This window comes from Pseudomonas promysalinigenes, assembly GCF_014269025.2.
Taxonomy (GTDB): domain Bacteria; phylum Pseudomonadota; class Gammaproteobacteria; order Pseudomonadales; family Pseudomonadaceae; genus Aquipseudomonas; species Aquipseudomonas promysalinigenes.
This window is the reverse complement of the sequence record NZ_CP077094.1, coordinates 2952583-2978136: the sequence shown is the minus strand read 5'-3', so window position 1 is coordinate 2978136 and position 25554 is coordinate 2952583. Positions and strand designations below refer to the sequence as shown.

The following is a 25554-nucleotide window of genomic DNA, read 5'->3' as shown; positions in this document are numbered from 1 at the left end:
ACGCTACCTCTGCTGCATTTATTAGAGTTCTTCGAGAGCGAGACACAACTCCTCGTGTGTTGACCGAAGGCTATCTCTGAAAATACGCGTCCATCTTGACCGTAGGAGTCAAGCACTAGCCTCACAGTGCCAAAATTTCACTTGCTTGATGGTTAGCCTTGTGTACTTGAGAGTCGCCACCTCGCGCATGCGCCGAGCGGTGATGAGGTTGACACCCTGAGGCAACACTTGGCACTGATAGCCAAGACATGTCCGGAATTGCGTTCCTATGATGGAGGCGTCTCGGCACAGCCGAAATCGTAACGAGGAAACATCTGTGACCTACCAGATTGAAGAAGAAATGAAGGCCCAGGCGTACATCCCGACTGCGGATTGGCCAACGCTCGGAGAGATGGCCGAAGGCTTCGAAGGGCACAAATACGTAAGCACTGACTTTCTCTCTGGGAAAACGGTGAACATTCGTTTCGAAAATGGATGGCTGATCGAGCACCGATTCGAAAGCGCTACCGCTCTGAGCTGGAAAATCCTGGAAGGCGAAGGGACTGGCCTCAGTGCCACTGAAATCTACGAAGCTATTGAGGTCCGGCCGGGCATCCTTTTTGTAGAATTTCTTAAGCCTGCTCACCAGGAATCTGCAACCCTGATCTGGAAAGTCGAGACCGGCGATATCCTCGCTGCCGTTTCCTCCTTCCATGAGCAGGCTGGTGAAAAACGCACTCAGACTGGCTTTGCTGCGGCGGTCGTCGATGGCATGCCTGGTGGCTCACCCATCAGAAAATCGTCCAGCCTGGCAGGGAAGCGCGTCCTCTACCGCTACAGCGAAGATGATTGGTATGAGCACGTTTACTTCAGCGCAGAAACGATGGCCTGGAATTGCGTTAACGGTGCCGAGAAGGGCATCGCAGACGTCGAGAAGTGCGCTTACTACGACGTGGCTGATGATCTATATGTGCTTTTCTGGACCGAAACCGTGATGCCGGTTGAATCAGTCGTCGTTGTCGATCTCAAGCAGATGCGGTCAATAGGGCGCTTCTTCTGCTGGGACCCCAAGCCTGCGCAATTGCTGCACATGACTTTCGGTTCCAAAGCAACCTTGCTCAACGAAACGCATTATCCGAAATCGTTCGAAGAGTGATCACTCTCTATTAGTAGTGCCAAGTCCGGATCCCTGTGATACCCCTTGCATGCATAGAGGGGTTCAATCTCAGGCCTTTGGCGCCTTAAACGACAATTACAATTTCACGTTTACGAGGGCGTAATCATGGAGCAGACCTCTACTCCAGCTGGAGCATTGCGGAAAAACGCGCTAGGGATGTGGAACATCGTATTCTTTGTTCTCGCTACAAATGGGCCATTGACCGGCCTAATCGGGGTTGTTCCTACAGCCATTTTAATGGGGAATGGTGTTGGCCTGCCCGGAGTTTTCCTAGTGGTGGGCGCAGTTTATCTGCTCTTTGCGGTCGGTTTTGTCGCTATGGGGCGACACATCCGGAACGCAGGCGCGTTCTATGCTTATGTTGCCACCGGGCTCGGCCGTCCGATGGGAGCTGCTTCTGCGTTTTTGGCCATCGTTGCTTATGCTGGCATGCAGATCGCGTGCTATGGTCTTATCGGGTTCTTCACCTCTGAGGCGTTCCATCGTTTAGGCATCAATCTTGAGTGGTGGGTCGCAAGCATAGGCTATGCAATCCTGGTTCAACTGTTTGGTACCCGTAATGTCGAGTTCAATGGGCGATTCCTTGCCTTGTTGATGCTCGCGGAGCTGGTTGTCATTGTAATATTTGACATCGCAGTTGTTGGGCACGGTGGTGGGCCTGAAGGCTTCAGTATGGTTTCCTTTGAGCCGACAAATGTCTTTGCTACCGGACTGGGTGCCGCACTGGTATTCGTCGGTGGTGCGTTCATGGGCTTTGAGACAACTGCGATTTATGCAGAAGAAGCTCGCGACCCTGCCAAGACCCTACCGCGGGCAACCTTTACTGCTCTGATTTTGATCATGCTCTTCTATGCAGTGTCTTCTTGGCTGTTGCTGGTTGCAATCGGTCCATCGGTCGCCATCGATACGATCACGCAGGATCCAGGTGGAGTGTGGTTCCAGTTGTCGACCAAACTGGTTGGCGTTGCACTCGCTGATGCCATCAACATTTTGCTGATCACTAGCCTGTTTGCAGTGTTGCTCAGCTTCCACAATTCGCTATCCCGTTACCTCTTCTCGATGGGACGTGAGCGGATCCTGCCTAGCATACTGGCCGTGACCCATAAGAAGCATCAGACCCCGTATGTTGCTAGTACGCTCCAGACCGTCATTTGCCTGACCCTTCTGGTCATTTTCGGTGCTGCGGGTGCCGATCCGATTACCCAGGTACTCCCATTGGGTAGCGCTCCGGCAACGATCGGAATCCTGGCCGTGCAATGTCTGGCTTCGATCGCGGTTATTCGCTACTTCCGCAAGGACTCGATGGGGGTCAGCATTTGGAAGCGCTTGATTGCCCCTGCGGTGAGTGCGCTAGCCCTTGCTTACGGTGTGGTCTTGATCATCAACAACATGTCGTTGCTCACTGGTGGTGAGTCGATCTTCAACTCGCTGATTCCTGTCGGGATGCTCCTGGTAGCGATTGCCGGTATGTGCTTGGCCGGCTGGCACAAGTGGCGCAATCCGCAGATCTACGCCAACCTCGGTCGTGTCCTGAACGAGGTGTAGGTCGATACAGTTCATATCTTCTGAGGCCACTCACCTTTGGTACCTCAGCTTGACCGGCATTCGAAAGAATGCCGGTCTTTTTTATGCGCGCATTTGAGCTTTCTGATGCAAAGTCATTTCTCAGCTCAAGCCTTGTATCTAATTTGATGACAGTAACGTCATAGCCCGTGACTAGCCAGGTCAAGACTGAGCTAGAATCAGACCTCTGCGTCCGGAGATCGCGGCGATCATTTGCGCGGGGCCATTTACTAGAATGTATAATGTCTCGCCGCGCACGACCATGATGAGCTTTTGCCGTTCGGCATAGAGAATTTCAAGTTCTATGGGTCTAATTATCTCCCAAGCTATCGAAAGGGCGATACGCAGATATGTTTTGATTTTTGACTTGGCTGCATGGTTTTCAGGGGGAGAATGTTTTGCCGAAGATAAGGGTCGCAATAATTGAAAGTCCTAATCCTATTGATCTATTTGCGGGGCGGTCCGAGGCGAGGGCGCTGGAGGCAACTTGCAAGCTCATGGGGCATGAAGCCATTTCATTTGTGGTGAAATCAAGAATGGAATTTAAAGATGTAATTAAATTCCTTGCTTCGTCAGATTCAAATCATGATATTTTTGAAGGTAACATCCCTCTTTTTTTACACATTTCATCCCATGGCAACACAGGCTGTGTAGCTATTGGAGGGGATGAGGTGAAATGGGGTGAATTGCTTCAGGATTTGACTCCCCTTCTCATGAACTCGGCATACGAGGGGCAGTTGGCTATTTCTATTTCTGCGTGTGGGTCTGGGGGAAATTCCGTTTCAAATCATGCTGTAAGATTTCTTGATGAAAATCCTAGTGCAAAAATCCCAGCATATATTTTTTCCATCTTGGGGGAGCATGTTAATTGGGATGATGCGTTGATTGGTTGGAGTCTTTTGTATCACATGATCTCCAGGGTGGGTATTCGAGATCATAGAAAAATTATACAGTCGATAAAGAAAATCGCTGCATGTACAGATGTCGAATTTTCGTATAGACGCTGGAGTGCAGCCAAGCAGCGTTACCGCATGCCAAAGATGGTGCGGCCTAATTGAATTTTGTTACTGGATTCTAGGGGGTATCAGCCCCCTAGAGGTAACGTCGTCAATCCAGGAAAAATCTTAGTTTGTAGAGATTTCTTGGAACTGCCCCTTGCTCCTAAAGCCTCGTGGAGATACTCCAAATCTTGATTTGAAGGCTCTAGAGAAGTGGCTGACGTCGTTAAATCCCCAGGCGAAGGCAACAGCTGAAATTTTCTGAATATCATTGGCTGACTCAAATTCAGAAGCACACTTGTCTAGTCTTCTGTCCAAGATATATTTGCTAATTGAGAGTCCATGTTGGGCAAAGATACGATGAAGCGTGCGCTTCGATGTGCCCAGTTCAGATGCGATCATCTCCGGCGTCAGTTCAAAGTTAGCAAGCTGGGCCTCAATGCATCGTTGAGCCCTTTCAAAATGAGATTTCAGGAGCTTTTCATTATAGCTGCAAGACTTATCCTCGGAAGAGGTCAGACTTGGGCGAATAAGATTCAACAAGGCATCCATTACAGCATCAAAATCTTCAGATTCAACTGCTTCATTAAAAAACTGATTCATGATGAAGCCGGCGACTGCGCCTGCCCGGGACGTTGAGGGTATTTTCTGGTTGAGAGAGATTTTTGAGCTAGCGATATGTTCGATTTTGTGCCTGGGTATCAAAATCGATATTTGTTCCGACATTCCTGAAAAATAAAAGTCGCTTGGTCGTGAGCTATCCAGTAAAACCAAATCACCTGGGTTGAGAATGCTTTGGGTCCCACAATGATCCATAGTGGCATTACCGGCTACTTGATGCACGATGTAAAAGAAATCGTGTCCATCGCGCTTGATATCCCTCACATTACGATGAATGTGGGGGCAGTTGGTGCCGATCTTCGCGCCTGCATAGCCGGGCACTGTCATGTGCGCCGGGAGGATAGCACCTTCGAAGCTCTCGATACCGTCGTGGCGGGGTGGCTCAGGATGAAAGGCCCCGCACTGCTCAGCTAGTGTCGACTCCCACAGTTGGTAACCGATAGCCCCTTGCAAGCGATCATTGAGAGTCGAGTGTTGATTCATGGTGCACCTGTTCTTGTGTTCAGATGGGCGACTAAGGCCGGCATCTGCTGGTGTGCAATTTATAGGCCACCGCTTTTCCATAAGGGCAAGCCACTGAATTCTTTGGCTTTTGTCATAAAACCGTGAAGAGGCGGAGGTCCTCTTCGCCCTTCCTGAGAACTCCAGTTACCCAGGGAGCCCAAAATGGGGTTCTTCAGTAACATGTTAACCATCATGATGGCATGTGGTCTAGCCCATTCCGCCTTCTGAGTGAGCTGAAATGAACCAGCCTGAGAATTACAGTCACGCGTGCCTCCATAGATGTTCAAGCTAGAGGCGGAGGCATGGGCCACTAATGGTCAGGCGGCCGAAATGACTGTTCTGGCTCGTGAGGACCGAGGAAGTTGTCGTAACTCATCTTTCCTGCGGAACGCGAGCGCAGATGCAAAACGACTATGTGGTGGGGAGGAGGCTAAGGAGTGATCATCGCGAGATGACGCTGAGGTGTCAGCGGATGGCTCTCAGCTCACAAACGCAACCGACCTCGCTGGCCGGTTGCGCAGATGGGAAGCTTAGGCGACAGCGAGATAGTGCTTCACGAAGGTATCGGTAAGGACCTCCCAAAGAACCGGTGTGCCCTTTTGAACGAACCAAGTGTCGCCAACATCGAAGCGAGTTACCTTGCCAGTAGACTCGTCAGTAAGCTGCACTGACCCTGTGACTACAACTGCATGCTCGTTGAAAGGGTAGGTCATCCTGAATTTGCCGCGGGTTAGCCCGAAATAGGCGCTGCTGACGGCATCAGTCGGCTCCCCGTGGGTCATCTTGCCAAATGCCTTGGCTTCACCTTCTAAGATGACGGAGCCGAGATCAGCAACGGTGCCCCAAGGCGCCAGCTCGGAGATATCTACGTTCTTTTGTACAGCGGTGAGAGTCATAACGATCATTCCTATTTAGGCTACGAATTTCAGCGACGGCCGTTGAAGAAGCCGGATATCTGGTGAGCGGTTTTGCCTATGGTGAGCAGCAAAGGTCGGATACGATCCTTGCCTACGATCTGTGAATGTTTTATAGAGCTGAGTAGGCCGTATCGGGACGAGCCTGCATTCATCCCTTCAGCAAGAATTTTGCAGACTATGTGGCTGGGGGTGACGCCAAAACCTGAGTAACCCTGCACATAGAATGCGTTTGGGCGGCCGCTAAGCGTACCTATCTGAGGGAAAAGGTTGGCGCTGGTGGCCATTGGGCCACCCCATGCTAGGTCGATTCGCACATCTTTCAGATAAGGGAAAATTTTGAGCATCAGGTTGCGATTCCAGGCCTTCAAATCCCCCGGAATCCGCTCCATGAACGGCGTCGCCGCACCAAACAGCAGTCGGTTTTCCCGCGTAACACGGTAGTAGTCGATCACTGGGCGAATGTCACTGTACGCACCGCGGATCGGGCTGATGCGTTGGATCAGTTCGTCTGGGAGCGGCTCAGTCATTAACTGGAATGCGTACGTATTGATGGTCTTGGCGTGCAACTCTGGCTCTAGTTTGTTGAGGAAGCTGTCACAAGCCCAAAGCAGCTTGCTCGCGGTGACAGAGCCGCGTCCTGTACGAACCCTGATCCTATCGCCATAGATCACCTCCAGTGCGGGGCTGTGCTCAAAGATTCTGGCCCCGTAGCTTGTGAGCGCCTTGGCTTCGCCGAGTAGGAGATTCAACGAGTGGACATGTCCGCCGCCCATGTGAAGAAGGGCGCTTGAGTAGGCGTCAGAGCCTATGATTTGCTGAACCTCATTACCGGAGAGGAAGCGGATTTCATCCTTCTGATTAATGGCCTTGAAATCTTTCTCCCAGGTTCGAAGCGTTTTTGCCTGGCGGGCGTTGAAGCCCATGTAGCCGTAGCCGTTACAGAAGTCGGCATCGATCTCATATCGGGCGATGCGATCTTTAATGATGCCCGCGCCAAGCTCGCTGATTTCGAAAATCTCGCGCACCCCCTCGTCTCCAACGCTGCTTTTTATCTTTTCCAGATCATGGCCGATACCAGCCATGATCTGCCCGCCGTTACGGCCCGTACCACCGAAACCTAGGTATCGGGCCTCTAATACGACGATGTTCGTGATGCCCTGCTCAGAAAGCTCTAAGGCAGTATTGATCCCTGAAAAACCACCTCCGATCACCACGACATCTGCCTCGATATCGTGCTCAAGAGTCGGATAGCTCAGGTCGTATTTCTTTGTGGCTGAGTAGTAAGTGGGTGTTTCGATGGAGATCATGGCTCGTCCGCTATTTGGATTTATTCAAGGAGTGAGCTGCGCAGCTGTGTGCTGCCGTGAATTAAGCGCCTACCGACCGGTTGGGTGCTTGATCCAGAATGCCATTCACTTGATTTTGCGTGCCACGAAATCTCGTGCGCTTCACAAAATCAGTCGATTGGGCCTCCCAGGGCCTCACGGAATCGTTAGAGGTTGTGAAAGGGTCAGCGCGATTGAGCTAACTGAGGGGATGCAAGGCTACCCATCAGAACGCAATTGGCCTGATGGGTGCCTGTGGAGAAGGGCGGAGGAAGACTATTTTCTCGACAGCAGTACCGCAGCTGCCCCCAAGATGATGACTGCGGTTACCAGATAAAGGCCGCTATTCAATGAGCCGGTACTGGATTTGATCCAGCCCATTACTGCTGGGCTGGCAAATCCGCCGATCAGCCCCAGGCTGTTGATGAGTGCAATTGCAGCAGCTGCATTGGGGCTTCCAGAGTATGCGTCAGAGGCTAAGGACCAGAAGAGTGGCATAGTCGACACGATTCCGGCGGTGGCCATCGTGAGGAGGGCCACCACTGCAACTAGATTGGTACCAGCCGCCGGCAGCAAAGCTAAAGCGATTGCTCCGAAAACTGCGGGTACGGCGGTGTGCCAGCGCCGCTCGCTACTAGAGTCCGAATGTCGGCATAGAAGGACCATCACAGCCACGGTTGCGGTATAGGGAATTGCCGAGAGCCACCCAATTTCAGCCGGTGTCACGGCTCCGCCGACCTTCAGCATGGTCGGTAGCCAGAAGCTGACTGCGTAGGTGCCACAGATAAACGCGAAGTAGGAGAAGCTCAGGGTGTACAGTTTCTTGCTACGTAGTAGTTGGCCCAGCGAAGCTGCGTGATTGGTGTTTGTTTTTGAGTCCTTGGATAGCGCGTCCAGAAGTACCTGCTTCTCTGGTGTGCTCAGCCAGCCCGCCTTGTCGATGCTATCGTCCAGTACGAGGAAAGCAATGACGCCTAGAACTATGGCTGGTAGTGCCTCAACGATGAAAAGCCATTGCCATCCTTGCATTTGTGCCACCAGGTCGAGGCTCTGCATGGCCCAACCCGAGACAGGCCCACCCAGTAGTCCCGCAACAGGAATTCCCACCATGAACATGCCCAAAACCTGACCTCGGCGAGCTTCAGGGAACCAGCAGCCAAGATAGTAAACGATGCCAGGGAAGAATCCGGCTTCGAACACCCCGAGCAGGAAACGCAAAACATAGAATTGAATTGGCGTGGTGACGAATGCCATCATGCATCCTACTACGCCCCAACAAACCATAATTCTCGTTACTGTCTTTTTGGCTCCGATTTTCTGCAAGAGTAAATTGCTCGGGACCTCGAAAAGGAAATAGCCGACGAAAAATATTCCCGCACCTAAGCCGTAAACAGCATCACTGAACCCGAGCGCGTCTTGCATTTGCAATTTAGCGAAGCCGACATTAATGCGGTCAAGGTAAGCGATGACGTAGCAAATCAGTAAAAAAGGAACCAGGCGCCAGATTACTTTGCGATATAGCGCATTCTCGTCGATTGGCGAAGCGGTCACGGTTTCGACACGCTCTGATAAGTAAGGCTGTTGATTATACATTGTAGTGCCTCGATCAGGTTAAGGGGCTGTCAAACGCTCCATACGTCGTCCAGAAGGCGAAGCCAGTTTTCTCCCAATACCTTTTGAATCACCCGGTCCTTCATCCCAGCTGCTTGCATGGCTTCTGTTAGGTTCGGATATTCGCCGAGGGTGCGAATACCCAGTGGGTTCAAAATCGGGCCGAAATTGGTGAGCTTCCTATAGGATCCCTTGTCGTGAGTGATCCAGTCGAAAAATCCCTTGTCATAGCCTTGTGTGAAATCAGTGCCGATTCCCACTGCATCCTCGCCAACGACGTTTAGGGTGTATTGAATAGCCTCAACGTAGTCATCCACTGTGGCTTCGATTCCTCGCTTCAGGAACGGCGGGAACATAGTCACTCCGACGAACCCTCCGCGGTCAGCGATGAATTTCAGCTGCTCGTCGGACTTGTTGCGGGGGTGTTCTTTGAGCCCAGAGGGAAGGCAGTGCGAGTAGCAGACGGGCTTTGAAGACGCACGAATGGCCTCGTCGGAGGTAAGAGGTCCGACGTGTGAAAGGTCTACCAAAATCCCTACACGGTTCATCTCCGCAACGATCTCATGGCCGAAACCGGAGAGGCCTCCATCACGCTCATAACACCCCGTCCCTATTAAGTTCTGGGTGTTATAGGTGAGCTGGGAGATCCCGACCCCTAGCTCTTTGAATACGCTTACATATTCAATGCGATCCTCAAAGCAATGGCTGTTCTGAAAACCTATGATAAGCCCGGTTTTTCCCTTGGCTTTGGCTTCATGGATTTCTGCTGTGTTTCGAACCAGTGTTACAAGGTCAGAGTTCGCATCTATAAGTTTCTTGAAGTCAATGATGTTATCTAACGTACCAAGGAAGTCCTCCCAGATAGATACGGTACAGTTTGCAGCCGTGAGGCCACCTTTTCTCATGTCTCTAAATACGTCTTCGCTCCATTTGGACACAACCAGTCCGTCCACTACGATGGAATCGTTATGCAGGCTCATCTCTAATTTCCCGTCTTGCTTGTGTAATGACAAAACTATAGAAACTGGGATAACGTAGGTCTATAGGTAACGATTACCTAGGTAATCGTGGAGGATTCCGTTGGCGATTTGGTCCAAAATCGTGCGTGTTTCGCTTAGGAAGGACACCAGGGCACCAAAATGAAACTATTACAGACAGAGATCGAGTACGGTGAGCTGTTTGTTCATCTTCCCGTGGCTGTAATCGTGGCCAAGAATAGGATCATGGTTGAGTGTAATGAGCGCGCGCTAGAGCTGTTCCGGGCAGGGCGTGAGGATATCGTCGACCAGTCGTTTGCTGTGTTGTACCCAGAAGAAAAGGATTTCGAGAGCGCTGGAAAGCGAATTGAGCCACTGCTTGCCCGCCAGGTGGTTTTCACCGATGACCGCATCATGCGCCGAGTAGATGGTACGCACTTTTGGGTCACGGTCCGTGGATACGCTTTCAACCGAGAGGATCCATACGAGCTTGCAGCTTGGGCGTTCGTTGATTTGTCGCCATCTGACCGAGACAATCAGGTGGCCGCGTCACTCACGAAGAGAGAGCGGGATGTCGCAGCTCTGGTCATCGGTGGAGGAACCAGCAAGGAAATCGGGAGGGAGCTGGGAATTAGCCCCCGTACCGTCGACATTCACAGGGCAAGCCTTCTCAAAAAGTACGGTGTGAATACCACGGCCGACCTGATCAAAAAGCTGATTGACTGAGGCGGGCACGCCTAATCCGTCAGGCGCTGAGGGCTCGCTTTCCGGGTCCATGCGTAGTGCGGTAGCGCAAGGCAAAGTCGAACCTATAATCATCTATAGTTGACCATAAACCTTATAAGGCTGAGGATTTTATAGTTAATAGCTGAAATTTAAAAAGTCGGCCTGGCACGATTTTAGGCGCCTTACAAAAAAGGACACGTTGCCTGCGTGGCGCGCTATTTTGCTCGGCTCAGCCTCTGATGCGTCCATTCGGCTGACCCTTGGCCTGCATTCGCTCACGGCAATGCAGATACAACTGATGGGGCTTCAAGGGACGGGTGAAACGATTAATATGTACGAAGCTACGGCCGCGAGGTATGCGGGTGAGATGCTCCAGATTATGTACTGTCTGATGAAGAGGGCTAGCTGCGCGTCAAAAAGATATTAAAAGCAATAGTGCACACAAGGAGCGGTCGCTATTGCAATTAAAAGCTGGCGTCTTCAAGAGGAATTGCTAGGTTGCTTATTTAAGAGGGCTCCTTTTCTGGGCTGTTATCGTGTTGCGCGCAGTCATGAGCTTGAATTTTTCATTGCTCGGAAACTGTATCGACAACGGGGCCTTGCAAGCATAGGTACTCCCAGATTATCGTTGCCGCCGCCAAAGAAGTTAGTTCAGCATGATCATAGGGAGGTGCTACTTCAACCATATCCATCCCGACGAAGTTCAACCCTCTGAGCCCTCGTAGAATCGCCTGAACTTGCCATGAAGCCAAGCCGCCAACCTCAGGGGTGCCCGTGCCTGGCGCATACGATGGGTCAAGCGCATCGATATCAAAGCTCAGATATACAGGCTCGTGTGTGCCCATACTTTGGCGGATCCGTTCCACGACAGCGCTTGTACCGATTTCGTGAACAGTCTGCGCTGAGAGGATGGTAACTCCCTGCTCTAGGGTCCAGCGAAGTACTTCGGGCTGTACCGGCGAGCGAATTCCAACTTGCACAAAATGATGAGCGTCCACCAGATCTTCTTGGATTGCATTATAGAATACAGAGCCGTGACCGTACTTCTGTCCGAAGCTGTCAGGCCAAGTATCAACATGGGCATCGAAATGTATTATTCGTACAGGTTTGCCAAGCCTCTTTTTTAGCGCTCTGAGGAGCGCCAGACTAATGCCATGGTCTCCGCCCAGAGCAATCAAATGCTTGATTGGGTGTGCCTGGGCCTCGATGAGTTCGAGACTTTGAACAACCTCACCCAATGCGATGTTAAAATCGCCTGCGTCTGCGAGAGCGAGGTTCAGCGGATCGAAGCCCGTTTCAGGATGTCCGCCATCTGCTAGCATCCGGCTGGCGCGACGTATCGCTGAGGGTGCCTCTCGGGCGCCGCCTCTATTGACGGTGGCGATATCGAGCGGCACACCCGCGATCACGTAGTCTGCATCAATATCCGTGCGTCTGACGCCAAGAAACGTGGGTAACAAGGAGAAAGTTGGCTTACTCATTTTTGCGCTCTACTTTGAGTGATGTCGGTAAAATTAAGCGTATTTTCTTGATGGTAAAAGATGATTGTCATCAAATAAATTGACAAGCTAACTCGTTGGAACGCCATCAAGTTGTAGGGGTAGGCGCAAGAGTGAGCAATCTTGATGAAGCGACGCCTACTGCTTGGGCGGCGCAAAGTGAAATGGGGTCGTAAAGATGAATGAAAGCCCGGAGGTTATCCGGGCTTTCATCTGGATCAGCGCAACTCGCGCAAGAATTCAGAAACCTTTTCCAAGCCTTCTTTCAACACCTCAGTGTTATTTGCATACCCAATCCGTACATAGCCTTCGATATCGAGCGCACTACCTGGAGTGAACATCACGCCTTTGGCATCCAGCAAGCGGACGCAGAAATCACGAGAAGAGATATCAGCATCGATCTTTAGCAGGGCAGTGGTGCCGGACTTGGGTTTGACGTATGAAACCTTCGGCTCGTCTGCAACCCAGGCGTCAAGAATCTCCAGGTTCGTACGGGTGAGAGCATGGTTACGAGCGAGGATCTTGTCACGGTTCTCCAGTGCGATGCAGGCAAAGTGGTCATCCAGCATGCCAACACTGATGGTGTTGTAGTCTCGGTGAATCGAAACGGCGTGGATCAACTCTACGGGGCCAACGATCCAGCCCAGGCGCAGGCCAGCGAGCGAATATGCCTTGGACATGCTCGCGGTGCTGATTCCTTTCTCGTACAGGTCAGCGATGGATACTGTGTAGCCATTTCCCACTTGGTCAGTCCCGCGGTATACCTCATCGCAAAGTAGCCAAGCGTCAACCGAACGTGCGACCTCGACGATCTGTTCAAGCATCGCGCGATCCATCAACGAGCCTGTAGGGTTGTTAGGATTATTGAGTGCGATCAATTTGGTGTTCTTGCGAACCATGCCACGGAGTTCTTCCAAGTCGGGCAGGAATGCATTTTCTTCGCGCAAGCGCAGAATCGAGACGTCGGCGCCGTAGCTTTCCGGAATCGAGTAGTGCTGCTGGTAGGTAGGTCCAACCGAAATGACATGATCGCCAGGCTCGACCAGCGTCTCATGCACCAGAGCGTTCGCGCCAATTGCCCCGTGAGTGATGATGACATTCTCGGGCGACTGGTTGTCGTAGAGCGATGCAACAACGTTGCGCAGACGGTCGGAGCCTTCGATTGCGCCATAAGTCATTTTCATCGGAAGCAGTTCAGAAAGGATGGTTTCTTTCTTGCCGGCAAAATCCAGCAATTGCTCGATGGTGATGGACTCGACGCAGGTTTCGGCCAAGTTGTATTTGCACTTGGTTTCGTAGGCGTTCATCCAGATTTCTACGCCGAACTCTTTAATCTTCATAGTGTGCTCTTATGATTTTCAGGGATGGTTGGGGGTTCAGGACACTGTGTCGCGGGCGTCGCTCAACGAGCGTGTGTTGTGCTTGGCTGCAACCCAGTTCTTGTACAGCTGAGTGGCGTAATAACCACCGTAACAAAGGGCAATGAAAGGCAGGCTCACGTACAACGCGATGCGCTGCTCAGGGTCAAAGCCGATCCCGATGCATGCTCCCAAGCAAGAGATCAGGGCGATTACAGGGACAACCGGGTACCAGCGCACGCGGTAACTCAGGTCTTCGACCTTGCCCCCGCGGCGGATGTGGTCTCGACGGAATAGGATTTGGCAGACAGCGATGCTGACCCACACCGCGACGATTGCGAATCCGCCGATAGATACCAGCACCAGATAGACCGTCTCAGCTGCCCATACGCTACTCATCAGTGCCGCGATTCCGCCAACCATGCTGAAAAGAATTGCAGTTGTAGGAGTGCCGCGTCGGTTCAGTCGGGCAAAGCTGCGGGGCAGTTGGCCTTGATCACCGAGTGTCCACAGCATGCGCGCAGCGGCGTAGAGGCCAGAGTTTGCAGCCGATACAAGCGCAGTGATGATTACGAAATTCATGATGTCAGCTGCGTAGGGGATGCCAATTTTGCTGAACACCACGACGAACGGGCTCTCGGATACGCCAGCCTGCTCTCGCGGTAGCATCATGCAGATGACTAGGATGGTCCCGATGAAGAAAAGCACCAGCCTCAATACAGTTCCATTCAGTGCACGAGGGATGGTGCGCTGTGGGTTTGCCGTTTCGCCAGCAGCAATGCCGATCACCTCGGTGCCCGCAAAACCGAATGCCACAGCCAGTAGCACGAGCCCGACGGAGCTGAAGCCAGTTGGGAACCAGCCTTCCCTAGTGAAGTTCGCCAGGCCTGTCGTCTGCGGGTCGCCGCCGGAGATCACGCCACTGATCGCCAGACCACCTACGACAATGAAGACGATTACCGTGATGACCTTGATCAGGGACAGCCAGAACTCTGTTTCAGCGTAGGCCCTCACCGAGGACAGATTGTTGACCGTGATCACCACTCCGAACATTGCCGCCCAGGCCCAGACGGGAACTCCGGGCAACCATCGTTCCATCAATACGCCTGCTCCCAGCAGTTCCGAGCCAATGGCAGTTGCCCAACTCAACCAATACAACCAAGCAACCGCGTAGCCCGAAGCAGGACCTACGAACCGTGTGGTGTACGCACTGAAGGAGCCTGTTTCCGGCATGTGCACGGCGAGTTCACCTAGACAGCACATGACGCAATAGACCATCACCGCGCAAATGACATATGCGATGACTGCACCTAAAGGCCCTGCTTGACCGACGGTAAAACCGGAAGCAAGAAACAACCCGGTACCGATGGTGCCACCGATGGCCAACATGACCAGGTGACGAGTCTGCATATCCTTTCGGAATTCATTCTTACGAGGAGGACGTTCGAGGGGACTTGTCATTCTTGTTTTCTCACGCTTGAGCTGCTGCTGGAGCGCCAGGTTGCTCAGTCGGCCCGCTATCGGCCATGGCCTGACGCGTTGATCGTTGTTGTGGGTTCATTTATATCCTAAAAGTCCAAGGTAGACAATAATTCCATTTGAAGGTAAAAAGTGGCTACCCCCGGCGGTGGCTGTTCTCACCTTCACCACAGCTGACGCTGGGCTGGTCTCATGAAATCGAGCTAGATCAACAAGATAAGGAATGACACGAATGGGTATTGAACGCCTGCACACCGACAAGCGCATGAGCTTGGTGGTGAAGCACCAAGGCACCGTCTATCTGTCCGGCGAGGTTGCGAATGACTTCCAAGCAGGCATCGCGCAGCAAACCCGGGAAACGCTGCAAAATATCGAGCGACTGCTGGATGAGGCTGGGACCGACAAGAATCACGTCCTGTCCGCGACTATTTATCTGAAGGACATCGACGCTCATTTCGGCGGCATGAATGATGTCTGGGATCAATGGGTGCCTGCCGGTAAGGGCCCTGCGCGTGCAACTGTCGAAGCGAAAATGTGCGAGCCTGGCATTCTCGTGGAAATCTCGATCGTTGCAGCTTTGCCAGCCTGACGGTCTTGCTGGGGCAGTAATCGGTAGGCGATCACTGCCTCGGTCGTGAAGACAAGAACAACAAAATCTCCGTTGCCCGTATCGGGTAGCTCAAGATGCCCGCCGACGGCAACGTTTCCGCATTCTTATCGGATCCTAAGGTATGGGCTTACATCTCAGGTTCGGGCACAAAATCGTGCTCGCGGCATCGGCGATCGTGCTCGTTGTGTTTTCATCGTTCGCCGTCATCAGCGAATCTAGACAGCGCGATGAAATCCGTAAAAGCGTTCAACAGTTCCTTCAGGCAGTAGGGTCGGATTCCGCCTCAAGCATCTCGCATTGGATATCGGGCAGGACATTGTTGGTAGAGAACCTCGCCCAGGCAGCTGCTCTGTCCCCTAATTCTCAGGCCGTGGCGCCATATCTTTCCTTGCAGTCAATGAAGCAAACCTTCTTAGCCTCGTTCGTGGGTTGGCAGGACGGTGCATTCGTGACGTTTCCGGATGACCCAATGCCAGTTGGGTACGATCCACGGTTACGACCGTGGTACGAGCTGGGCATGGCAGCATCTGGTGTGGCTATCACCGAGCCTTACGCAGACAGCATTACGCGTGAGTTGCTGGTATCGATCGTGGATAAAGTCCAGATCGGGGGACAGGTTCTGGCGGTCGCTGGAGCGGATGTGGCGCTCAAAAGTGTTGTAGACATCATCAACGCAGCAGATCTCAAAGGCATGGGGTACGCCTTCTTGGTGAGCGGTGACGGGAAAGTGCTAGTGCACCCTGACCCTTCCATGTCCATGCGTCGTCTTGAAGATGTGATCCCTGAAGCTCAAGCATCGTTGTTGGACCGTCTCCAGGAAATTTCGGGTGGTGATGAGCTATTGATGTTCATACCTGTACGAGGCCTTCCATCCCTGGATTGGCGCATTGGATTGGTAGTGGATAAACAGAAAGCTTACGCACCAGTAGAGGCTTCTAGAACCGTTACATACATCACTCTGATGGTGGCCGTTTTAGTCGTGATAGCCCTGTTGGGTGCACTGGTCCAAAGGTTGCTGCTGCCGCTGCGCACAATGAGTAATGCTATGCACGACATCGCTCAAGGGGAGGGGGACTTGACCGTCAGGTTGGTTAGCCGGAGCAATGATGAGTTCGGCGCACTCGCTCAATCTTTCAACCGATTCGTAGGCAGGGTTCATGAGTCCATGCAGCAGGTGGCCAATGCAACGAAGGCGGTAGATCAAGGCGTGCGTGCAGTTACGCAGGCGTCGGAAGCGTCGCTCAGTAGTTCATCCGAGCAAAGCACCCGGACAAGCAGCGTTGTGACTGCAATCCAACAGCTAGGTGCTGCTACACAGGATATTGCTCAGAATGCAGCGCTTGCGTCTCAACGAACTGTCAGTGCTCGCGACCAGGCAGAGTCTGGTTATGCAGTACTGACGGACACGATCGAAGCGATTGATCGTTTGACCCAGCTGATTGGCGCCTCTGGTAACAGCATCGACTTGCTTCATGCCAAGACGGCAGGCATTGGGCAGATACTCGATGTGATCACGGGTATCTCCCAGCAGACAAATTTGCTGGCTCTCAATGCTGCAATTGAGGCTGCAAGAGCTGGTGAGGCCGGACGCGGCTTCGCTGTTGTTGCCGATGAGGTTCGCAGTCTTGCGCACCGCACACAGGAATCTGCTCGCCAGGTGCAGCACCTCATTGAGGAGTTACAGGAAGAGGCGCAGCGCTCGGTTGCACAAATGCAGGACAGTCAGCATTACGGAAAAGAAAGCATCGACATCGCGCAGAAGGCTGGCGTCCGCCTTGGGAGCATCAATACAATTGTCGGTGAGATCGATGGCATCAATCATTCAGTTGCAGCTGCGACCGAAGAGCAGAGTGCTGTGGCTGACGTGATCAGTTCCGATACGACTGAACTGGATCTACTGAACAGGAGGGGAGTCGAGAACCTGCGTGAAACACTTGATGCTTGTGCGCGGTTACAGCAGCAGGTTGAGTGCCTCCGCGGGCTTGTGTCCGGCTTCAGGCTTTGATGTGAGAGAAGGAGGAAGGACGCAATTGGTGGCCGATCCTTCTGAAACCATGTGCAGATGTGTGCCCATCGACGACAACCTGGTCGGGAACCAGATGCGCCATGGGCACTCGGCCATACGACCGGTTTGTTATCTGGATTACTGCGCAGCCATATCCCATCCACTAACGCCATCGGGCTCAGGCGGTCCTGCAAAGGCCTCCATCAATTGCAATGCGTACGCCGGTGATGTATCCCGCCAGTGGGCTGCTTAGAAACGCAACCAGAGCGCCTAGCTCCTCCGGGGCGCCATAGCGACGCATTGGAATCTGTAGACTTTCTTCCGCCTCCAGTGCAGCAAGAGTGCGGCCAGATTCGATGGCAGCTCGGGTTAGCAGGTCGCGCGTACGTGCAGTGTCGAACGATCCGGGGAGCAGTGTATTCACCGTAATGCCGAAGGCCGCCAGTTCATTGGCCAAAGTCTTTGCCCAGTTGGCCAACCCTGCTCTGAGGCTATTCGACAGGGCCAAGCCCGGAATAGGCTCGACTACGCTAGTGGAGGCAATTAATACTACTCGGCCGAAGCCTTGCGCTTTCATCTGCGGCACAAAGGCATTCGCCATGGCAATGGATGACAACAATTGGCCTTCGACTTCCCTACGCCACAGGGCTGCATCGAAGGCGGCCGCTGCTGCTGGTGGAGGCCCCCCATTGTTCAGCAGCAAAATATTTGGCGTGCCCATTGCCGCGTGAATGGCATCGACGGTTGCCTGAATGGCATCTACATCGTAAAGGTCAGCCGCTACACTGACCGCGACGCCGCCACTCTCACGAATCTGGTCGACCGCCTGCCGCAGCTTTACCTCGTCACGTGCGACCAGGCAGACCTGCACACCTTCAGCCGCGAGTGCTTTGGCTGAGGCCAGCCCAAGCCCTGAGCTGCCGCCACCTATCACGGCCCGCAGACCTTCGAGCTTCATGTCCATAGATGATCTTTCCGGCGTTAGATTATTGGAGTACTCATCACCCCAGAGCGCTCGACGAACGCTGCGGAGGCCATCGTGATGGGATTGCGAGAAGAGAGCGGTTTAGCTAGTCGAGGTTGATCCAGGTGGCCTTAAGTTCACTGTACTTGTCGAACGCATGCAGCGACTTGTCACGGCCATTTCCCGATTGCTTGAAGCCGCCAAAGGGCGCGGTCATGTCGCCGGCATCGTATTGGTTGACCCATACGCTACCTGCTCGGAGCGCTTTAGCGACCCGATGCGCTCGTCCGAGATGAGTCGTCCACAAGCCTGCCGCGAGGCCGTATTCGCTGTCGTTGGCGATCGCAATCGCTTCGCTTTCATCTGTAAAGGTCAGCACGCTCAGCACCGGCCCGAAGATTTCCTCGCGGGATATGCGCATCGCACTGCTCACACCGTCGAAGATGGTCGGCATCACGTAGGTACCGCCTGTTTCGGCCATGGTCTGGACACCGCCGCAGCTCAACTGTGCGCCTTCATTCTTGCCGATCTGCACGTATTCGAGGATCTTTTCCATTTGCTGATGATCGACGATGGCGCCGACGCGGGTCTGCGGATCCAACGGGTGGCCCGGTTGCCAGGCTTGCAGTGCCTGATGCACTTTCGCCAGCAATTGATCCTTGACCGATGCGTCCACCAGCAGGCGAGAGCCTGCGGTACACACTTCGCCTTGGTTGAAAGCGATGCCGGCAGCGACGGCCTCGGCGGCACGGTCCAGGTCGGCATCGGCGAAGACGATGTGTGGGCTCTTGCCGCCGGCTTCTAGCCAAACACGCTTCATGTTGGACTGGCCTGCGGCTTCAAGCAGTACCTTGGCCACGGCAGTGGAGCCGGTAAACGCCAGCACGTCGATATCCTGGTGCAAGGAAAGTGCTTTGCCGACGCTGTGACCAAAGCCTGGCAGCACGTTGAACACACCATCCGGGATACCCGCCTGCTTGGCCAAGGCGGCGATACGAATGGCGGTCAGCGGCGACTTCTCCGAGGGTTTGAGAATCACCGAGTTGCCCATGGCCAGCGCCGGTGCAATTTTCCAGCACGCCATCTGAAGCGGAAAATTCCAAGGCACGATGGCGGCAACCACGCCCGCCGCCTCGCGGGTTATCAGGCCGAGTTGGTTGGTGGGGACCGGCGCAACCTCACCGTAGACCTTGTCAATGGCTTCGGCGGTCCAATCGATACACTCCCAGGAGCCGGGTATATCCAGGGCCAGGGAGTCACTGATGGGTTTGCCCATGTCCAGCGTTTCCAAGAGTGCCAGCTCCTCGGCGCTTGCCTCTATCAGTCGAGCGAGGCGTTGCAAGATTCTCTTGCGCTCGGCTGGCGCTGACTGACTCCACTCACCGCTGTTAAAGGCACGACGGGCAGCTACTACAGCGATCTCGACATCAGCCTGATCGCAGCTGGCGACCTGGGTCAACAAGCGGCCATCGACAGGACTGTGACAGGCAAATTGCTGGCCGCCCACGGCATCGAGGTATCTACCGTCGATGAATGCACGGCCTTCAAATTTCAAGACGGATGCTTTGCGTTGCCATTCACTTAACGACATTTGAACTCCTATTTTCAGCAACGATGCTCGACTTACTGCGCGGTGGCGAATGGTGCGGCTTCACAGACTTCAATAAGGGTCGGCACGCGACTTTGTGCGGCCTCGACCAACAAGCTAGAGAGGTCCTGGTGATCGCTGGCACGAACAGCCTTCCAGCCGAAGCCCTGGGCGATGGCTTTGAACTCTGGGGTGTAAATATCCACACCCAGTGGTTGGACGTCTCGGCGCTCCATCGCGGTCTTGATTTCGCCATATCCGTTGTTGTTCCAAAGCAGAACGATGATGGGGGCATTGGCTTCGATGGCGCTGCTCATTTCGCCCAATGTGAATTGCAGGCCGCCATCCCCAATCAGACAGACCACTGGCGATTGCGGGTCGGCAATCTTGGCGCCGATGGCAGCAGGCAATGCATAACCCAGCGTGCCGTAGCCTGTAGAGGCATTGAACCAGCGACGCGGGCCGTCTAGCTCGACCAAGTGGTTGCCGCTGTAGACGGTCTGGGTCGAGTCGCCAACGTAGCGCGCATCGGGGAGAGCCTGGTTGATCACGTCGAACAGGTGTGTGTAATCCGCCCACCCCTGTAGATCTTGGAGAATTTCTTCGCGCACAGCTGCTGCGCGCTGGGCGCCAACGCTTTCGTGGCTCAGGGTACGGACCGGCAAGTGCTTGAGCAGCGCATCGATGGCCAGCTCGGCATCTGCCGGCAGCGCGATGCTCGGCACGTAGTTGCGATTGAGCTGAGTCGGATCGACGTCGATACGGATGATCTTTCCATTTAGCTTGAAACCGCCGTTGAAGACCACGTCATAGTCGGTTTCTGCCAGTTCGGTGCCGATTGCGAGAATCACGTCGGCTTGGGCGGCAAGCCTGCGCACGGGGTCTAGTGACTGGTTGCTGCCTAGTGCCAATGGATGGCCGTTGGGCAGGACGCCCTTAGCATTGATCGTGCAAGCAGTAGGCGCATCGAGGGCAGCTGCCAGTAGGCGGACTTTCTCGAATGATGCCTGGCAGCCGCCCCCAACCAGCAGCAGCGGTCGCTCCGCGCTGAGCAACAGCTTGGCTGCTGCGCTGATCAGCTCGGGATCGGGGGCCAAGCGGCCTTGGCGCGGCAGTTCGAGAATCGGCAGGTGGCTGGCGTCGAGTTCTATCAGGTCCAGAGGGATCTCGATATGCACCGGCTGCGGGCGGCCGCTTCTGAACAGGCTGAAGGCTTGCAACAGAACCTGGGGCAATTGTTCGAGGCTCAGCACGGTATGACTGAACGCGGTAACACCCGCGATCAGATTGCGCTGACTTGGCAGCTCATGCAGGTAGCCATTGCCTAATCCCAATCGGCTGCGCTCGTTGACGCTGGAAATCACCAGAATAGGAATTGAGTCTGCGTAGGCCTGGCCCAATGCTGTGGCGATGTTAGTCATGCCTGGGCCGGTAATGCAGAAGCACACGCCAGGTTTTCCGGTTACTCGGGCGTAGCCGTCGGCCATGAAGCCGATGCCTTGCTCATGGCGTGGGGTAACATGGCGAATGCTGCTTTTGGGCAGGCCGCGATATAGACCAATGGTGTGCACCCCGGGTATGCCGAATACAGTGTCGACGCTCCAGGCCTGCAATTGATTAACCAAATACTCCGCACAGGTTGTCATTTGAATCTCCGCTTGGAAAACAGCCGCAACGGGCTAGGGTCAGTGGTGTATTTGCGACAGGAATGCGCGAGCGCGTGGGCTTTGCGGGGCTTCAAAAAAGGTTTTTGGAGGGGCGGTTTCAACGATCCGGCCAGCGTCCATGAACACCACTCGATCAGCTACCTTGCGAGCGAAGTCCATTTCATGCGTTACGCACAACATGGTCATACCGTCCTTCGCTAGACCGGTCATCACCTCCAGCACCTCACCGACCATTTCCGGGTCCAACGCGGAAGTCGGTTCGTCGAACAGCATCACCTTAGGACTCATGCACAATGCCCGGGCGATAGCTACGCGTTGTTGCTGGCCACCGGACAGTTGGCACGGCTTCTTGTGTGCATGGGTACCGATATGGACACGGTTCAGGTAACCCTGGGCCAGTGCTTCGGCGGCATCACGCGACAGGCCGCGGACTTTCATCGGCGCCAAGGTGCAGTTGTCGAGCACCGACATGTGCGGGAACAGGTTGAAGTTCTGGAAGACCATGCCTACTTCGCGTCGGGCGAATTGGCTGCCCCGGCTTTTGCTGATGTCGTGACCCTCGACGATGATCGTCCCGCTGTCGTGCGGTGCCAACCGATTGATACAGCGGATTAGGGTCGACTTGCCTGAGCCGGAGGGCCCGCAAATGACGATCTTCTCACCCGGTTGCACAGTCATTTCGATGTCCTGGAGGACATGGAAGTCGCCATACCGTTTGTTGACTTGGTGGAGCAGGATCATTTCGCTCATGCTGTCATCCTCATGCGCGCCGTAGGCGAGCCATGGTGCGTTGAACAAAGCTCACGCGAGTTATCGCTTCGGTGGGTGCATCCCAGGCCATGCGCCGTTCCAGGCGAGCTTGCAAGCCGCTCAGCGTGTAGACCATGACCAGGTAGTAGACCAATGCCACCGCGTAGTACTCCGAGAACTGGAACGTGGTGGAGACCGTCTGTGAAGTGACCGCCATCAGCTCTTGCAGGGAAATCACCGAGGCCAGCGAGGTGATTTTCAGCAGGGTGATGAACTCGTTGGCGGTCGGCGGAATACCGATGCGCGCCGCTTGCGGCAGAATCACATGGCGCAGCGTGTGCCAGCGCGAAAGCCCCAGCGCATGACCGGCGCTGTATTGCCCCGGATCAATCGCTTTGAGTGCCGCCCGGTTGATCTCAACTTGGTACGCCGCCTCATTCACGCTGAGGGCGATCCAGGCCGCGATGAATGGGGTGAACCACGCCTGCTGCAAAACGGGAAAGAACTGCGGCAGGGCGTTCCACACGAACAGCAGTTGCAGCAGCGTAGGCGCCCCACGGAAAACGCTAAGTACCGAGCGCAGCGCCGTCCGCCAGACTGTCGGCGGACCGTCCAGTGCCAGCGCGGCTGGGATCGATAGGGCGATCCCCACCGAATGTGACAACAAGGCCAGCGCTAGGGTGATGCACGCGCCCTTGAAGAACGCGTAAGAGGTCAGAGCGCTGATAAAAACATCGAAGTCGAAATGCATGGTCAATACCTCTCTTCGCCGAAGTTACGGGTTCAGTTGCTCCACGTTGACGCTGGGCAATTTCCATTTTTCGGCGATGGTCTTCATCTCACCTTGGCTGCGTAGCGCTGCCAGGGCTTGTTCCAGCGCTTTGACGTTGCCTTCGATCGGCCGGATGTAGACGCCGAAAATCTGCTTTTCCGGGAAGGTGTACAGGGTTTGTAACTGGCCTGGGTTCAACAGGTCGCGGTAGGCGTATTCGGTCGCTTGAGAGATTGACGCGGCTGCGCGGCCCAGCAGCAACTGCTGGATGGCATCGCTTTGTTTGGGATAGGTCTGGACGGTGGCCTGAGGTTTGCCGGCAGCAGCCAGGCGGTTGTTCAGCTCACTCATGATCTTGACGTTATTGGTACCGGACTGGATCGCCACGACCTGGCCACTGAGATCCTCAAGACTGGTCATTTTCAAGGTCGACTTGCTCGACCCGATCACCACATTGGATGTCGCCAGATAGCCAACCGCCTTCAGCTTCTGCGTCCGTTCTGGAGTGATCAAGGTCCCGCTGATCACGGCATCGCAGCGATTGGCCTCAAGCCCTGGGAGCAGTCCGGTAAACTCGGTTACGAAGAAACCTGGGCGGACGTCCCAGTGCTTTGCCAGGGCTCGCACCATATCGGCATCGAACCCGATGGGGTCTTTGTCGCCGGCCTTCTCGAAAAACTCCAGGGGCGGAAAGGATGGGTCCGAACAGACCTTGAATTCACCATCTGCGATGAAATCTGGTTTCAACATCTCATTGGCGTAAGCGCTGCCAAAGCCACTGACAATCGCGAACATGGACAAGGCAAGAGTGATTTTGCGCATGGATTTTTCCTCTGAGTTCGTAAGCCCAGTGCCGGGTCGGCACCGGGAGATCTGGGCAGACTTGAAGATGCAGGCTTTTCAGCGACCGATATGGCGCATTATTGTTTTTTGAGCATTCGGACTCAGGACGTCCGGTGATGGCAGGCCAAAGGGGCCTTTCGGGCCATACACGACAGAGGGTTCGGGGAAAAACATCAGCAATGTCCAGTAGAGAGCCGCCGAAAGCAGCAACGACACTGGCAGGCTGATATCGATATCGCCGGCCAGGCCTGCCAGCGGTCCTACGAACTGACCGGGGATGTTGACGAAGCACAGTCCAATGATTGCGCTTGGAATCCAGGCGCCCAGGCCGCGCCAGTTCCAGCCGTTGTGGAACCAGTAAGCACCGCCGCGAAGTCCTCGGGTGAATACTTGCAAGTCGTCAGCGTGATAGAAGCCCCTACGCACGATCAGCCCTAGGCCCAGGACAACCATCCATGGCGTAGTACAGGTGACGATCAGCACGGCAAAGGTCGAAACGCTCTGTACAAGGTTGAAGCCAAAGCGGCCGACGAAGATGAACGCTACCGCCACAAGGCCAATCACCAACGTGGCTTTGGCGCGGGTGAAAATGTTCGGCACCAGGCTAGACATGTCGAGGCCAACGCCATACAGGGAGGCCGTGCCGGTGGAGAAACCACCGATGAAGGCAATCATGGCCAGCGGCAGGAAGTACCAGCCAGGGGCTACGGCCAGCAGCCCTCCGATATAGTTGTTGTCTGCCATGTACTGCGGCGCGTGCTCCGCGACGATGCAAGCTGTGGCCAGGCCGAACAGGAAGGGTGACAGTGTCGCTAGTTGAGCGAGGATGGTTGCACCGATGATGCGGTACTTTGGGGTGGTGTCGGGAATGTAGCGCGCCCAGTCACCAATGGAGGCGCCGAACGAGATCGGGTTGCTCATAGCCAACAAAGTAGAACCGATGAAGGCTGGCCAGAAGGTGTCAGGATGCACCAACGATACGGTCCCGGCGAAGTCCGCATTGAAGGTGTCCTTGAAGGCAAAGATGCCGACGAAGAACAGGATTGTTGCGCTCCAGACCGCGATCTTGTTGACCCACAGCATGAACTGGAAGCCATAGATGCAGATCACCAGCACCAGTAGTGCAAAGAAGGCATAGATGGTGGCCAGTACCCAATCCGATTCCGGCAGGCCGATCATTCGATGGAGTGCGCCTAACAGTGCATCGCCGGCGCTCCAGACTCCGATCGAGAAAAACGCGATCGCTACCAATAGCGCCAGGAACGAACCCACGACACGACCGTGAACACCAAAGTGTGCGCCGGAGGAAACTGCGTTGTTGGTACCATTGATCGGCCCTAGCAGTGACACTGGCGATAGAATTATCGAACCCAGCAATACGCCGATTACGATGGATGCGGCCCCAGCCCAGAAGGACAAACCGAACAGAACCGGGAATGCACCCAGCATGCAAGTTGCAAAAGTATTGGCTCCGCCGAAAATCATTCGGAAGAGGTCAAACGGCGTAGCGCATCGCTCATGATCGGGAATGCGTTCAACACCAAAGGTCTCGATCTGGGTCAGCGAGACGTGACTATCCTGTTGATGCGACATGGGTCACCTCAAAGTGTAAGGGCAGATG

The 25554-nt window shown here is 54.3% G+C and carries 21 protein-coding genes and 1 pseudogene; 7 read left to right on the top strand and 15 right to left on the bottom strand.

The features are described from left to right. The first annotated feature begins 316 nt into the window (after positions 1 to 316). The 3 genes from HU725_RS13595 (at position 317) to HU725_RS13585 (ending at position 3777) form a co-directional block, all read left to right on the top strand. Positions 317 to 1135, top strand: a complete 819-nt coding sequence (locus HU725_RS13595) for a MoaF C-terminal domain-containing protein (protein WP_186478130.1) — start codon at positions 317 to 319, stop codon at positions 1133 to 1135. A gap of 126 nt (positions 1136 to 1261) precedes the next feature. Continuing rightward, entirely contained in the window at positions 1262 to 2701 is a 1440-nt protein-coding gene (locus HU725_RS13590) for an APC family permease (protein ID WP_186478131.1), read from the top strand. A gap of 380 nt (positions 2702 to 3081) precedes the next feature. Further along, positions 3082 to 3777 carry a hypothetical protein gene (locus tag HU725_RS13585; RefSeq protein ID WP_186478132.1) on the top strand — a complete coding sequence of 232 codons (696 nt, stop codon included), beginning with the start codon at positions 3082 to 3084 and terminating at the stop codon, positions 3775 to 3777. 66 nt (positions 3778 to 3843) lie between these two features. On the opposite strand, the gene feaR is transcribed toward HU725_RS13585, so the two are convergent. The 5 genes from feaR to HU725_RS13560 form a co-directional block, all read right to left on the bottom strand. Then, positions 3844 to 4821: a transcriptional regulator FeaR gene (feaR, locus tag HU725_RS13580; protein ID WP_186478133.1), complete on the bottom strand. Its 978-nt coding sequence runs from the start codon at positions 4819 to 4821 to the stop codon at positions 3844 to 3846. A 551-nt stretch (positions 4822 to 5372) separates the two neighbouring features. Further along, complete coding sequence (locus HU725_RS13575; RefSeq protein ID WP_186478134.1) at positions 5373 to 5738, bottom strand: cupin domain-containing protein; 366 nt, start codon at positions 5736 to 5738, stop codon at positions 5373 to 5375. A 29-nt stretch (positions 5739 to 5767) separates the two neighbouring features. Next, a complete protein-coding gene (locus tag HU725_RS13570) occupies positions 5768 to 7066 on the bottom strand; it encodes an NAD(P)/FAD-dependent oxidoreductase (RefSeq protein ID WP_186478135.1) in 1299 nt (432 codons plus the stop codon). A gap of 294 nt (positions 7067 to 7360) precedes the next feature. Next, positions 7361 to 8677: an MFS transporter gene (locus tag HU725_RS13565; RefSeq protein ID WP_186478136.1), complete on the bottom strand. Its 1317-nt coding sequence runs from the start codon at positions 8675 to 8677 to the stop codon at positions 7361 to 7363. A gap of 29 nt (positions 8678 to 8706) precedes the next feature. Next, on the bottom strand, positions 8707 to 9675 hold the full coding sequence (locus HU725_RS13560; RefSeq protein ID WP_186478137.1) for a dipeptidase: 969 nt from the start codon (positions 9673 to 9675) through the stop codon (positions 8707 to 8709). Positions 9676 to 9834: 159 nt separating this feature from the next. Between HU725_RS13560 and HU725_RS13555 the strand changes: the two genes are divergently transcribed. Beyond that, the gene (locus HU725_RS13555; RefSeq protein ID WP_186478138.1) at positions 9835 to 10398 is read left to right on the top strand and encodes a PAS and helix-turn-helix domain-containing protein; all 564 of its coding nucleotides are present in this window, start codon (positions 9835 to 9837) and stop codon (positions 10396 to 10398) included. Positions 10399 to 10964: 566 nt separating this feature from the next. Here the strand turns inward: HU725_RS13555 and speB are convergent. The 3 genes from speB to HU725_RS13540 all read right to left on the bottom strand — a co-directional run bounded on the left by speB (position 10965) and on the right by HU725_RS13540 (position 14665). Beyond that, on the bottom strand, positions 10965 to 11879 hold the full coding sequence (gene speB, locus HU725_RS13550; RefSeq protein ID WP_186478139.1) for an agmatinase: 915 nt from the start codon (positions 11877 to 11879) through the stop codon (positions 10965 to 10967). A 236-nt stretch (positions 11880 to 12115) separates the two neighbouring features. Continuing rightward, positions 12116 to 13237, bottom strand: a complete 1122-nt coding sequence (locus HU725_RS13545) for an aminotransferase (protein WP_186478140.1) — start codon at positions 13235 to 13237, stop codon at positions 12116 to 12118. A 36-nt stretch (positions 13238 to 13273) separates the two neighbouring features. Continuing rightward, positions 13274 to 14665: an amino acid permease gene (locus HU725_RS13540; RefSeq protein WP_186478141.1), complete on the bottom strand. Its 1392-nt coding sequence runs from the start codon at positions 14663 to 14665 to the stop codon at positions 13274 to 13276. 301 nt (positions 14666 to 14966) lie between these two features. On the opposite strand from HU725_RS13540, the gene HU725_RS13535 reads away from it, so the two are divergent. The 3 genes and pseudogenes from HU725_RS13535 to HU725_RS23175 all read left to right on the top strand — a co-directional run bounded on the left by HU725_RS13535 (position 14967) and on the right by HU725_RS23175 (position 17349). Further along, entirely contained in the window at positions 14967 to 15323 is a 357-nt protein-coding gene (locus HU725_RS13535) for a RidA family protein (protein WP_186478142.1), read from the top strand. Positions 15324 to 15465: 142 nt separating this feature from the next. After that, a pseudogene (locus tag HU725_RS23180) lies at positions 15466 to 16491 on the top strand (HAMP domain-containing protein); the annotation flags it as partial. A gap of 18 nt (positions 16492 to 16509) precedes the next feature. After that, complete coding sequence (locus HU725_RS23175) at positions 16510 to 17349, top strand: methyl-accepting chemotaxis protein (protein WP_437180335.1); 840 nt, start codon at positions 16510 to 16512, stop codon at positions 17347 to 17349. Positions 17350 to 17527: 178 nt separating this feature from the next. Here the strand turns inward: HU725_RS23175 and HU725_RS13525 are convergent, their stop codons facing one another. The 7 genes from HU725_RS13525 to HU725_RS13495 all read right to left on the bottom strand — a co-directional run bounded on the left by HU725_RS13525 (position 17528) and on the right by HU725_RS13495 (position 25526). Further along, entirely contained in the window at positions 17528 to 18313 is a 786-nt protein-coding gene (locus HU725_RS13525) for an SDR family oxidoreductase (RefSeq protein WP_186478144.1), read from the bottom strand. A gap of 106 nt (positions 18314 to 18419) precedes the next feature. After that, entirely contained in the window at positions 18420 to 19904 is a 1485-nt protein-coding gene (locus HU725_RS13520) for an aldehyde dehydrogenase (protein ID WP_186478145.1), read from the bottom strand. A gap of 32 nt (positions 19905 to 19936) precedes the next feature. Next, complete coding sequence (locus HU725_RS13515; protein ID WP_186478146.1) at positions 19937 to 21547, bottom strand: 5-guanidino-2-oxopentanoate decarboxylase; 1611 nt, start codon at positions 21545 to 21547, stop codon at positions 19937 to 19939. Positions 21548 to 21586: 39 nt separating this feature from the next. Then, positions 21587 to 22318, bottom strand: a complete 732-nt coding sequence (locus HU725_RS13510; RefSeq protein WP_273014253.1) for an amino acid ABC transporter ATP-binding protein — start codon at positions 22316 to 22318, stop codon at positions 21587 to 21589. A 10-nt stretch (positions 22319 to 22328) separates the two neighbouring features. Further along, the gene (locus HU725_RS13505; protein ID WP_186478147.1) at positions 22329 to 23069 is read right to left on the bottom strand and encodes an amino acid ABC transporter permease; all 741 of its coding nucleotides are present in this window, start codon (positions 23067 to 23069) and stop codon (positions 22329 to 22331) included. A 24-nt stretch (positions 23070 to 23093) separates the two neighbouring features. After that, positions 23094 to 23912: a transporter substrate-binding domain-containing protein gene (locus tag HU725_RS13500; protein ID WP_186478148.1), complete on the bottom strand. Its 819-nt coding sequence runs from the start codon at positions 23910 to 23912 to the stop codon at positions 23094 to 23096. 78 nt (positions 23913 to 23990) lie between these two features. Then, positions 23991 to 25526: a purine-cytosine permease family protein gene (locus tag HU725_RS13495; RefSeq protein WP_186478149.1), complete on the bottom strand. Its 1536-nt coding sequence runs from the start codon at positions 25524 to 25526 to the stop codon at positions 23991 to 23993. Between the last annotated feature and the right edge of the window lie 28 nt (positions 25527 to 25554).